Annotated in this window: 6 protein-coding genes and 2 pseudogenes; 5 read left to right on the forward strand and 3 right to left on the reverse strand. The window is 62.8% G+C overall.

Annotated elements, in window-relative coordinates; translation table 11 throughout:
* Window positions 1–15 precede the first annotated feature (15 nt).
* Complete coding sequence (locus NVV94_RS15975; protein WP_258443358.1) at window positions 16–3,381, forward strand: AAA family ATPase; 3,366 nt, start codon at window positions 16–18, stop codon at window positions 3,379–3,381.
* Between the two features lie 79 nt (window positions 3,382–3,460).
* On the forward strand, window positions 3,461–4,843 hold the full coding sequence (locus tag NVV94_RS15980; RefSeq protein WP_258443359.1) for an FAD-binding oxidoreductase: 1,383 nt from the start codon (window positions 3,461–3,463) through the stop codon (window positions 4,841–4,843).
* 150 nt (window positions 4,844–4,993) lie between these two features.
* Here the strand turns inward: NVV94_RS15980 and NVV94_RS15985 are convergent, their stop codons facing one another.
* Window positions 4,994–5,968 carry a TerC family protein gene (locus NVV94_RS15985; protein ID WP_309304300.1) on the reverse strand — a complete coding sequence of 325 codons (975 nt, stop codon included), beginning with the start codon at window positions 5,966–5,968 and terminating at the stop codon, window positions 4,994–4,996.
* A gap of 374 nt (window positions 5,969–6,342) precedes the next feature.
* Between NVV94_RS15985 and NVV94_RS15990 the strand changes: the two are divergent.
* The 3 genes and pseudogenes from NVV94_RS15990 to NVV94_RS16000 all read left to right on the forward strand — a co-directional run.
* Window positions 6,343–7,134 (forward strand): annotated as a pseudogene (locus NVV94_RS15990) (efflux RND transporter periplasmic adaptor subunit); the annotation flags it as partial.
* Between the two features lies 1 nt (window position 7,135).
* Window positions 7,136–10,196 (forward strand): annotated as a pseudogene (locus NVV94_RS15995) (efflux RND transporter permease subunit); the annotation flags it as partial.
* A gap of 30 nt (window positions 10,197–10,226) precedes the next feature.
* Window positions 10,227–11,438: a multidrug effflux MFS transporter gene (locus NVV94_RS16000; RefSeq protein ID WP_258447720.1), complete on the forward strand. Its 1,212-nt coding sequence runs from the start codon at window positions 10,227–10,229 to the stop codon at window positions 11,436–11,438.
* A 31-nt stretch (window positions 11,439–11,469) separates the two neighbouring features.
* Here the strand turns inward: NVV94_RS16000 and NVV94_RS16005 are convergent, their stop codons facing one another.
* Both NVV94_RS16005 and NVV94_RS16010 read right to left on the reverse strand, forming a co-directional pair.
* Window positions 11,470–11,952: a cupin domain-containing protein gene (locus NVV94_RS16005; RefSeq protein WP_408733411.1), complete on the reverse strand. Its 483-nt coding sequence runs from the start codon at window positions 11,950–11,952 to the stop codon at window positions 11,470–11,472.
* An 87-nt stretch (window positions 11,953–12,039) separates the two neighbouring features.
* Window positions 12,040–12,666 (reverse strand): dihydrofolate reductase family protein, encoded by a 627-nt coding sequence (locus NVV94_RS16010; protein ID WP_258443360.1) that lies wholly within the window; start codon window positions 12,664–12,666, stop codon window positions 12,040–12,042.
* Window positions 12,667–12,762: the final 96 nt, after the last annotated feature.

A 12,762-nucleotide genomic window follows, 5' to 3' on the forward strand; every position in this document is an offset into this window, starting at 1 on the left:
GGGAACGGACCTACAATGATACTGAGCCAAGTGGGATGTGAACACCACATCACAATCCCGCGGTTCCGGCCCGGAAACTCGGAGTCGACACTCATCAAGCTGCTGATCGGCTTGTTATCGACACCGGCGGGGGGAGACAGCGGACTTTCAGAGCTGGACCGCAACCAGAGGAGCCATATGCCGAGTGACATGAACGGGGTCGGTGGCGAACGGCCGACGCGGTTACAGGTTCGACTTCTTGGTGCAGTCGAGATCATCCTGGACGGCCGGCGTCTTCGCGCCTTCAACTCTCTTCGCTTGCAACGGTTTCTGGGGTTGCTCGCGTTACGGAGAGCCCCGCAGCACCGCTCACGACTCGCGTTCGAGCTCTGGCCCGACTCCGACGAACCGCAGGCGCGCACCAACCTCAGAAAGCTGCTCCACGACTTTCGTCATTCCCTTCCCGACATCGGTGAGTTCGTCGAGATCGACAACGAGACTGTGCGGTGGATTGCGACTGGGCCAAGCGAGGTCGACGTGCTGAGGTTCCAGGATGCCATGGCGGCCGGTGATTTCGAGCTCGCCGCGCGCCTCTATTCGGGCGATCTCCTTCCGGCTTGTTATGACGACTGGGTCCTGGATGAGCGAGCGAAACTTCGAGCTGAGGCGTATGGGGCCCTCGTGCGGCTGACAGAAGAGGCTGCGAGGCGCGACGACCACAAAGCCGCGATCAGGCATGCCCAACGCATTATCGACCTGGAGCCGACCGACGAAGCGGCCGTTAGAAATCAGATGCAAGCACATCTCGCGCTTGGCGATAGAGCCGCGGCGCTGCGCTCCTACCACCGGTACGCGGAGGTGCTCGAGCGCGACCTCGCGGTGGCACCGGGCGAGGCGATCGGGACCATGTACCAACAGCTCCGGGCTGGCACACTCAACCGAGACGAAGTGCAGGGCAAGGACCTGCCCGTCGCCAAATCGCCTTTCGTCGGCCGCGACCTCGAATGGAACCAGCTCATCGAGGCATGGAACACCGCGCGGGAGAGGGGGGCACATCTCTTGTTGGTGACCGGGGAACCGGGGATCGGAAAGTCCCGTCTCGCACTGGAACTCGGCCGCCGTGTTCGAGCAGAGGGACACGTGGTGGCATCGGCTCGTGCATACGAGGCTGCGGGCAGACTGCCATGGGGTCCCGTCGTCGACCTACTCCGATCGGATGCTATCAGAAGCCATATCGACACGCTCGACACGGTCTGGAGGGCCGAGCTCGCTCGTCTGCTGCCCGAACTCCGCGACGTTTCACAGCCATCTGAACGGAGCCAGTCGGGCGACCTGGCTCAGCGCCATCGGTTGTTCGATGCTGTGAGCCGAGCCATTGTCGCCGGCGATCGCCCGCGCTTGCTGATCATCGACGATCTCCAGTGGTGTGACGCCGAGACCATCGAGTTGATCGGTTTCGTTGTCCATTCCGGACAGACCGCACCTGTCCTCATCGTCGGTACCGTCCGCTCGGAGGAGATCCCAGAGCACCATCCCCTGGTTGGACTCGTCGACGCCTTGGGCCACGACCAGGCGGTGACCACCGTGCCACTCGACCGACTCGACGAAGCCACAACTGCGACGCTCGCTGCTCGGCTACGCGCTGAGGACACGATTGATGCGAAACTGGCGGCACGACTCTGGAACGAGACCGAAGGCAATCCACTCTTTGTCATTGAGGCTCTTCGCGCCGGGATCTCCTCTGATGGAAGTCAAGCAGTGCTCACACCGACGATGCGGGCGGTGCTGCGCGCCCGACTGGGCCAACTAACTGACGGCGCTCGGCGACTAGCCGAAGTGGCGGCCGTTATCGGTCGGCCCTTCTCGGTCGGTCTGATGGTCTCGGCCACTGGGATCGATGAGCACGAGCTCATTGATCACGTCGACGAACTCTGGCGTCGACGGATCATCCGCGATCAGGGGCTCGCGTACGATTTCAGTCACGACAAGCTTCGGGCGGTCGCGCTGGAGATGGTCAGCCCAGCTCGTCGACGCCAACTCCACCGGGCTGTCGCCGAGGCGATTGCGGTCGAACGCCACAGCGACATCGACGCGGCCAGCCCGCAACTGGCCGCACACTACGACCAGGCCGGCATGGTCGAACCGGCCATCGATGCCTACCGCGTGGCTGGGGGCCGAGCGGTGGCCGTGTCGGCCCTCGAAGAAGCGGTCACCATGTTTCAGCGAGCGCTCGCACTGCTCGCCGACCTGCCACCGTCACCCGACCGCGATGCACTCGAACTCGATATCCGGATCGCCCTCGGATCCCCCCTTGTTGCCCTCGACGGTTACGGCTCCAAGGGTGCGCACCAACTCTACGAGCGAGCCCTTTCGCTTTGCCGCAAACTTCACAGACCCGTGGCGCCGCCGATCCTCCGTGGTCTCGGCCTCGCCCGGCTGCAGGGCTGCCGCTTCGACGATTGCGATGAACTCGCTCGGGCCCTTCTCGAGCATGAGAGTCATGATCCTGTCGCCAGGACAGAGGGCCGATATCTCCTCGGCGTGAGCGCGTTCTGGCGGGGCGATCTGGCCAGAGCCCGCCACTATCTCGATGGCGCTATCGAAGCCTATGACCTATCCCATCGCGACGAGCATCTGGCGTTGTACGCTCAGGACCCGAAGGCGGTTTGCCTCGTACGGCTGGCCCTCGTCGAGCTGTGGGCCGGAGATGCCGGCCGGGCCGACCAGACAGCCCGATCTGCACTTGAGATCGCCGTGGATCTCGATCATCTGATGACGTTGGGGTACGTCATCACTTACGCGGCGATCCTCGCGGCCGAATCTGAAGATCTCGCGCGCCTCGCCGAGCTCCTCGCGGACGCCGACCTTCTATGGAAGCGTTTTTCGGACCGCTACCTCATGGTCGTCCTGGAAGCCCTTCGGGGCTGGCTGGACGTTTGCGCGGGATCGGCTGGGGGTATCGAGAAGATCCTGCGCTCGGTGGCGCGCTCGCGTACCGAAGGGGAGAGCCTTCATCTGACCTACACCCTCCTTCTCCTCGCCCGGGCTCGCGGCATGCTCGGCGAGTTCCGCGAGGGACGAGCCGCCACATGCGAGGGGCTCTCCTGGTCACACCGCTGCAACCAGCGCTATCTCGAGGCCGAGCTGTGGCGAGTCGACGGTGAGCTGGCTTATCGCAGCGGGGAAACCGAAGCCGCCGCCGCTTCTTTACGCAGTGCCGTCGAGACCGCCAGCGCTCAAGGGGCGGGTTGGCTGGAGCTTCGGGCGCTGCACTCCTTCGCCAGGCGATTTCCCGATCAGACACTGCGTGAGCAACTTGGGGACCTCCTCGAGACCATTCCGTCGGGCCATGATCTCCCGGCGTTCCGGGCAGCAACCGGCTTTCTGAGCGAATTCGGTTGAGAGGGAACGGTTCGGGAACGCCTGAGGGCTACACTCGTCAAGACGAAGCAGAGGAGCATCCGGAGCGGAGGAGCACCCAATGAGCGACACAATCAAGACATTGAGCGAAGCGGTGCGCGGTCGCGTCATCACCCCCTCGGATTCTGACTACGACGACGCTCGCGCTGTCTACAACGCCATGCACGACCGCAAACCCCGCGCCATCATCCGGTGCGTGGACTCGGCCGACGTTATGGCCGCGGTCAGGGCTGGCCGCGACACGGGCCTCGACCTGGCAATTCGTGGTGGGGGCCACAGCGTCCCCGGATTCGGCACGGTGGACAACGGCCTGGTCATCGACCTGTCGAGGATGAACAACGTGCGGGTCGACCCGGTCAAGAGGATCGCCCGGGTTGGGGGCGGCGCGACCTGGGGTGATGTCGACCATGCGACCTACCCGTTCGGCCTGGCAGCGCCCGGCGGGATCATCTCGACGACCGGGGTGGGTGGCCTGACGCTGGGCGGCGGCATCGGCTACCTGACCCGCGGCGTCGGTCTCTCCATCGACAACCTGCTGGCGGCCGATGTCGTTCTCGCCGATGGCCGGCAGGTCACCGCGAGCGATTACCAGAACGAAGATTTGTTCTGGGCCCTGCGCGGTGGCGGCGGCAACTTCGGTGTCGTCACCAGCTTCGAGTTTCAGCTCCACGAGGTCGGTGACATCGTGGGCGGCCCGCTGTTCTACGAGGTCGACGATGCCGCGGCGGTCCTGCAGTGCTACCGCGAATTCATTGCGAATGCGCCCGAACAGCTCGGATGCTTTTTCGGCTGGCAGATAGCTCCTGACCTGCCGTTTATCCCCAAGGACCGAGTCGGGGATCTGTTCTGTGTACTGGTCACGTGCTGGAACGGTCCACACGAGGAGGCTGCGCGAGTACTAAAGCCACTACGCGACGTTGCCGAAGTGAAGGCGGAGCAGGTCGGCGTCATGCCGTTCCCGGCCCTGCAAAGCGCCTTCGACGGCTTGGTCCCGAAGGGCATGCAGCATTACTGGAAAGCAGACTTCATCACCGAGCTCACCGACGCGGCGATCGCTGCTCACCTCGAGCATGGCAAAAAGACACCGCACATCAGCTCGAGCATGCATCTCCATCCGATCAACGGTGCGGCGCAACGGGTCGGCGCCAACGAGACCGCGTTCGGTCACCGGGACAAGAGCTTTGCCCCAGTGATTGTGGGAGTCTGGTCGGACCCTGCCGACAACGAGGCCAACATCAAGTGGGTGAAGGACTACTACGCCGCTATTCACCCCCACTCGGGCGGCGATGGGGGCTACGTCAACTTCATGTCCAGCGACGACGACCACCGTGCGCCCGCAAACTATGGCGCCAACTACGAGCGGCTCGCGGCAGTGAAAGCGACCTATGACCCGGACAACCTCTTCCACATCAATCAGAACATCGTTCCAACGAAGGGACGCTGAGCATCACGGCGTTCATCCAGTCAGGAGGATTGACGAGATGAGTGTTGAATGGCTTTTCAAGAGCGAAAAGTATCCGGCCGATCAAGACCGGCAGAAACTGGCCAGAAGCGTTGGGATGCCCCCCCTTCACCTCGGCATCTTGAGTACCAGTCACTCTTCTCCCGCAACTCGCGCTCTGTCCTTGGTCAATATCAGGCTCAGCAACACCGAAGTCAGGATGATGATGCCGACGAACGCCAGCGACCATTGGATCGGCATGTGGAACCACGGCATGACCAACATCTTGCCGCCAATGAACACCAGCACGATGGCCAGGCCATATTTGAGCAGATGGAAACGGTCGGCCATGTCGGCGAGCAGAAAGTACAGCGCGCGCAGGCCCATGATGGCGAAGATGTTGGAGGTGAACACGATGAAGGGGTCGGTGGTGACGGCGAAGATGGCCGGGATGCTGTCGACCGCGAACATCAGGTCGCTGGCCTCGATCAGCACCAGCACCAGGAACATCGGCGTCGCCCAGCGCAGGCCGTTCTGGATCACAAAAAAACGCTCGCCGTAAAAACCGTCGGTGATGCGCAGGTGGCGGCGCAGCCAGCGCAGCAAGGGGTTCTTTTCGATATCGGGCTGCTGTTCAGCGAAGATCATCATCTTGATGCCGGTGATGATGAGAAAGGCGCCGAAGACATAGAGCACCCAGGCAAACTGCGACACCAGCCAGACGCCGGCAAAAATCATGACGGCGCGCATGACGATGGCACCGAGCACGCCATAGAGCAGGACGCGGCGGTGCAATTCCGGCGGCAAGGCGAAGTAGCTGAAAATCATGACGAAGACAAACATATTGTCGATCGACAGTGACTGCTCGATCAGGTAGCCCGTCAGGAATTCGAGCGTTATGCGCTGGGCGATCTCTGCGCCGAACATACCGTTCAGATACCACCAGAGCAGAGCGGCGAAGACCAGTGCCAGACTGGACCAGGCGATGACCCACGCCAGCGCCTCCCGGACTGACACGCGATGCGCCTTGCGCCCGCCGAAGACGAACAGATCCAGCGCCAGCATGGCAATGACGAAGACGATGAAGGCGACCCACATCCAGGGTTCGCCGATGTTCATGGCGATCATGCCATTCTCCCGGATCAGGATGGCAGCCTGATCGCAAGCCCGGCGAGCGCGGTCGATGGCCAGGTAAGGATCAGGGCTCGACGAGGTCATGCTAACGAATCCTGTTGCATCAGGAAAAATCGTTTATTCCTTGCCAATTGTTCGTTAATACCGAAGTGTTGGCTCGTATGCTCAACTACCGGCAATGCGCGATCACTTGATCGAGTTTGTGGCGCGATAAACGGCAGAATATATTACGACCGCAATATATACGATCAAATAATATTATGGCTATCATACCAAGGCCCAGCCGGGAGAGCCGAAGACTTCCCCATCTGAACTTCCACCGCAGCTACGCAGCAGCACTACAGGAGAGATTGACCATGAATTCGTCCGTGCGTGCGGCTCAGGCCCAGCTGCGCCAGGCCCGCGACGACGAAAATCGCTACCGCCGCCTGTCCCTCACCGGCGCCGTGTCGCAGCAGATTTTCGATCAGTCTGCGACCCGCCTGCGCATTGCCGAGGCCGAACACGCAGCGGCAGTCTCTGAATCCAGCCAGGTCGAAAACCGCCGCAGCTACGGGGCGCTGAAGGCCGATGGCGACGGCATCATCACCGATGTACGGGTCGAGCGCGGCCAGGTGGTCGCCGAAGGCCAGATCGTCGCGCGGCTGGCCCATGACGGTGCCCGCGAAGCGGTGATCAACATCCCGGAAACCCAGCTCGCCCTGGCCAAAAACAATGCGCTGGCCTACCCCTTCAGTTCCACCGACAAGGCGGTCAGATCCACGCTGCGCGAGCTGTCCGCCACGGCCGACCCGACCACCCTTACCTTCCGCGCCCGCTATGTCCTCGAGGGTGAGGCCGAGCGCTTCGCCATCGGCTCGACCATCACCGTGCGCCTGCAAGGTTCCGGCCCGGCCAGCCTCGTTCGCGTGCCGATCGGGGCCTTGCACAACGCGGGGGAAGGCACCGGCGTCTGGGTCATCGGTAACGACGACAAGGTCAACTTCGCGCAGGTAGAAGTGGCCAGGCTCGACCAGGAGTTTGCCCTGCTCCAGGGCGGCGTGAACAGCGGCCAGCGCATCGTCGCGCTGGGCGCCCACTTGCTGCACGACGGCGACAGCGTGCGCCTGCTGCCGGCCCAGGCACTGGCCCTGGCGCGGCAAACCGAAGGAGTGCTCTAGCATGCGCGGCCTCAACCTCTCCGAGATCGCCGTACGCAACCCGGCGGTGACCCTGTTCCTGATCATCGCGGGCATCCTTTCCGGCATCTTCGCCTTCGGCAAACTGGGCCGCGCCGAAGACCCCTCCTTCACCATCAAGGTGATGACCGTCACCGCCGCCTGGCCCGGCGCCACCGCACGGGAGATGCAGGAGCAGGTCGCCGACCGCCTGGAGAAGCGCCTGCAGGAGCTAGACCTCTACGACCGGGTCGAGACCATCGCCCAGCCGGCTTCGTCTCGATGAAGGTGATATTCCACGAATCGACCCGGCCCGGCGATATCCAGGAACTCTTCTACCAGACCCGCAAAAAGCTCAGCGACGAGGCGGCCAGGCTGCCGCGGGGCGTGGTCGGCCCGTTCTTCAATGATGAATATTCCGACATCTATTTCGCCCTCTACGCGCTGGAGGCCAAGAACCTGCCGCACCGGCAATTGGTGCAGATGGCCGAAGACCTGCGCCAGGGTTTCCCGCGTCTGCCGGGGGTAAAGAAGGTCAATATCCTCGGCGAGCAGGCGCAGCGCGTGTTTGTCGAGTTCTCCCATGAGCGCCTGGCCACCCTGGGCCTCAAGCCCGAGCAGATCTTCGCCGCACTGGCCGCCCAGAACGGCGTGGCGCCGTCCGGCTTCGTCGAAACCAGCGGGCCGCGCGCCTACATCCGCGTCGACGGCGCCTTCGACACCCTGTCGCTGATCGAGAATGTGCCCGTGGTGGCCAATGGCAAAGTGCTGCGTATCGCCGATGTGGCCACCGTCAGCCGTGGTTACGAAGACCCGGCGAGCTACCGTATCCGCCATCAGGGCGACCCGGCGCTGATGCTCGGGGTAATCATGGAGAAACACTTCAACGGCCTCGACCTGGACAAGTCCCTGCAGGCCGAGGAAGGCAGAATCCGGGCCGACCTGCCGCTCGGAGTGCGCGTGGAGAAGGTTTCCGACCAGGCGAAGAACATTCGCCTGGCGGTGGACGAGTTCATGCTCAAGTTCTTCGTCGCCTTGGCCGTGGTCATGCTCATCAGCCTCATCGCCCTGGGCTTTCGCGTCGGTCTGTGCCGCTGACCCTGTCCATCGTCTTCGTGATCATGCTGATGACCGGCCGCGAGTTCGACCGCATCACCCTCGGTGCGCTGATCCTGTCGCTCGGCCTCTTGGTGGACGATGCGATCATTGCCATCGAGATGATGGTGGTGAAACTCGAAGAAGGCTTCGACCGGACCAAGGCCGCCACGTTCGCCTGGAGCTCCACCGCAGCGCCCATGCTCACCGGCACCCTGGTGACCATAATCGGCTTCCTGCCAGTGGGCTTCGCCCGCTCCGGCGCCGGCGAATATGCCGGTAACATCTTCTGGATCGTCGGCTTTGCGCTAATCGCTTCCTGGCTGGTGGCGGTCGTCTTCACGCCCTACCTCGGGGTAAAAACGCTGCCCAAAATCAAACCGGTGGCGGGCGGCCACGACGCCATCTACGCGGGCAAGCACTACCAGCGCCTGCGCCGGTTGGTAAACGCCTGCGTCGACCACCGCTACCTGGTCACCGCACTGGTGGTCGGCGCCTTCATGCTGTGCGTGGTGGGCATGGGCGCAGTGAAGAAGCAGTTCTTCCCCAACTCCGACCGCTCCGAGCTGATCCTGGAAATCTACATGCCACCGGGCAGTGCCTTCAAAAGCACCGAGGCGGTCGTCGCCCTGGTCGAGAACGCTTTGCTGCAAGAGCCGCAGACGAAGATGGTCGACGCCTACGTCGGCGGCGGCGCTCCGCGCTTCTTCCTTTCGTTGAACCCGGAGCTGCCGGACCCGGCTTTCGCCAAGCTGATCGTGCAGACCGCCAATGCCCATGAGCGAGATGCCCTCAAGCTGCGCATGCGCGAACGCATCGCCGCCGGCGAATTCCCCTCGGCGCGGGTTCGGGTGACTCAGTTGCTGTTTGGCCCGCCGGTGCCCTTCCCTGTGGTGTTCCGCGTCGCCGGACCGGATGCCGAGGTGCTGCGTGGGCTTGCCGAACAGGCCCGCCAGGTGGTTGCCGCGAACAAGCTGACCAAAGACACCTTCCTCGACTGGGGCGAGCGCGCCAGCGCCTACCGGCTGGTGCTCGACCAGGACCGCCTGCGCCTGCTCGGCTTCACTCCCAGCGAGGTGAAATCCCAGGTCAATGCGCTGCTCAGCGGCAACCCGATCACCGAGGTGCGTGAAGGCACGCGCAACGTTGTAGTGGTAGCACGGGCGCTGAATGCGCAACGGGAAAACCTCGGCAGCCTCGACGACATGACCATCACCAACGCCGCCGGGCAGTCGGTATCGCTGGGCCAGGTGGGGCGTTTTCAGGCCGTGATGGAGGACCCGATCCTCAAGCGCCGCGACCGCGACATCACCTTCGAAGTACGCGCTGACATCATCGACGGCACCCAGCCGCCGGATGTCGAACTGGCGGTATACCGCGACCTGCAACCGCTGATCGCCAAACTGCCGAGTGGTTACCGCATCGAGATCGGCGGACCGGTGGAGGAAAGCGCCAAGGCCAACAAGGCGCTGGCCGCGCTGTTCCCGATCATGATCCTGCTGACCCTGGTGGTGATCATGTTCCAGGTGCGCTCGTTCGGCGTGATGTTCATGGTCTTCGCCACCGCGCCGCTAGGGCTGATCGGCGCGGTGCCGACCCTGCTGCTGTTCAACCAGCCGTTCGGCTTCAACGCCATCCTGGGGCTGATCGGCATCGGCGGCATCCTCATGCGCAACACCCTGATTTTCACCGACCAGATCAAACAGAATCAGGGCCTGGGCATGCCTATCCGCGAGGCGATCGTCGAGGCCACGGTGCGCCGAGCCCGGCCAGTAGTGCTCACCGCACTGGCCGCCGCGCTGGCCTTCATTCCGCTGACCCTGTCGGTGTTCTGGTCATCCCTGGCCTACGTGCTGATCGGCGGCGTGCTGGTCGGCACCCTGCTCACCCTGCTGTTCCTCCCCGCGCTCTGCACCCTGGTGCTGATGCGCCGCGAACGCCTGCCCGAAACCCCGAAAGGATCGCGCGGGCATCCTGCCATCCAACCATCGGGTAATACCATGAAGCTTCCCAGCCGTTCCGGCGTACTGCTTGCACTCTTGATCGTGCTCTGCGGCCTGGGAGAGATCTGCACCCAACTGCTGATCCCCAGCCTGCGCGATATAGAGGCGGGGCTCGGTGCCGCGCCTGGCACCTCCCTGACGGCATTGTCGGTGTTCGTCGGCGCCTTCGGCCTCGGGCAACTGTTCTTCGGGCCGCTGTCGGACCGCATCGGACGCAGGCCGCTGCTGCTCGCCGGCGTCGCCACCTATGTGCTCGCCTCCCTGTGGATGGTGTTTGCCGGAAGCATGCCCGAGTTCATTGGCGGCCGTGCTCTCCAGGGGCTGGGCGCCTGTGCTGCGCTGGTGGTGGCACGAAGCATCGTGCGCGATGTCTGGAAAGAGAAAGCAGGCCCCGTGGTGGCCATCACGGTGATCGGCATGCTCAGCGCGATCATGCTTTCGCCGGTGCTTGGCGGGCTGATTGCCACTCATGCCGGCGGCTGGCGCGCGGTAGTGGTCGCTACCGTATTGCTCGGCGCCACCGCACTGGTCGCCTCCCTGTTCTTCCGGGAAACCAACCTGCAGCCGGATCCGCAGGCGGGTCGTTTGAAGAAGCTCCTGGGCAACTACTCAGCGCTGCTCAAAGGCTCATCCTTGCGCAGCTTCGCCATTGCCATCGCCTGCACCTACGGCGCGATGTTCAGCTTTATCGCCGGCTCCTCGCGTGTGTTCGTCGGGCACCTCGGCCTGAGCCCGACCCAGTATGGCCTGGTCTTCGGTGGCATCGTTTCGGGGCTGATCGCCGGAGCGATCTTCACCAACCGCACCATCATGAAGTTCGGCCCGGAAAAAATCGTGACCATCGGCACCAGCCTGGTCGCGGTTGGCGCCTGCCTGGCCCTGGTGATCCATGAGTTCACCGGCCCGACGGTGGCCGGCCTGATGCTGCCGCAGGTGGTGCTGACACTGGGCGCGGGCATGGTCTTGCCGGGCTCGGTCGCCGGCGCCGTGATTCCCAACCCGACCCGCGCTGGGCTGGCGGCGGGCTTTATCGGCTTTGCGCAGATGGCCGGCGCGACGGTTTCCGGCCTGCTGCTCAGCCATTTGCAAGACGACACGGCCTTCCCGATGGTCGCTTTGAATAGCGCCTTCGCGGTGGCCGGCTTCCTGATCTTCCGGATCCTTCGCTCGCAGAAGGCGAAGGCAGCGCAGGTCGCGTTGGCGGAGTAATTAATGCGGCCGGAAAGTCAGCCAGATAAGTTCACTTCTTTCTGGGGTCATCCGCGGGATTGAGAAAATTGATACCCCACGGGCCGGTTCCATGGATCTGTACCACGGTTTCCTCCTCGGTGAATACATACATCGGCATGCCGACAGGCATGATCGTGATACCACCCGGCGTGTAGGCCCTGGCTTTGTCGCGGTCAAATTTGTCGCCGACTCCCAGGTTAAAAGTGCCGGAAATTACCGTGACACGTTCCACCACCGGGTGAGTATGGACACCTATTTTAGAGTTGGCAGGAAGCTTGAGCCGAAAGGTAAACGGAACGGCGGCTTTCAGGTCGCCTTCAATGACTACGATTTGGGCGCCAGGCGCGACCGATGGCGCATCAGACCATTTGAGATCAGAGGGTAGAACGGATATGTGGCCCGCCATGGATTGCTCAGCGCCCGTCACGGGAGACGTCATGAGTGCGGCGAGTGTGAATGCGCTTGACGCCACAAGGGCTCTGAGTTTGTACATTTTCTGCTCCTTTGGAATGGAACAATTGTTGCTCGGGCCATCACAATCCATTAAAGCTGCGATCGGCCCATAAACAAGGTGGCTTTCCTACTCAACTTCTTCGAACGTTCCCGTGCGCACGTCGCCGCTACGGACGTAGCGGGTGATCAGCACACCGCCAGGCGTGCTGGTCGAGTTCGCCAAAGTGAAGGCCGACGCTTGTGCGTTGTCGCCGAACAAGCGCTTGCCGCGTCCAAGTACGATGGGAAAAATCATAAGCCGAAGCTCGTCCACCAACCCGGCTGCAAGCAGTTGGCGCACCATATCGCCACTACCCTGCGTCAATAGGTGGGCGCCGCCCTGGTGCTTGAGCACGCGTATCGCCTCGGCAAAGTTGCCCTCCAACGCATGGCTGTTGTTCCAATCAAGCGTATCGGATCGATGGGTGGCCACGTACTTGGGCATGCTGTTGAACAGATCAGCGATGGCGCGGCTGTTTGAATCGGCCGATACAAGCGGCCAATATGCCGCGAATATGTCGTAGGTGCGACGCCCCAGCAGCAACTCGAACGGCTGCGAGAACAGGTCCTGTATGGCTTGGCCGAAGGCTTCGTCGGCGTAGGGCACTATCCAGCCACCAAAGCGGAACTCGCCGCTGGGATCTTCTTCAGGCCCGCCGGGCGCTTGAATAACGCCATCCAGACTAATGAAAGCGGCAACGATGAGCTTGCGCATACTCGTCTCCAGATTCGTCTTCGTGAAAGTTCTCGTACAGGAAACGCCTACGATCACTGCGAGCAATCAGGTTCATTCCCTGAAGGATAGTCGAAC

This window comes from Pseudomonas sp. LS1212 (genome assembly GCF_024741815.1).
Classification (GTDB): domain Bacteria; phylum Pseudomonadota; class Gammaproteobacteria; order Pseudomonadales; family Pseudomonadaceae; genus Aquipseudomonas.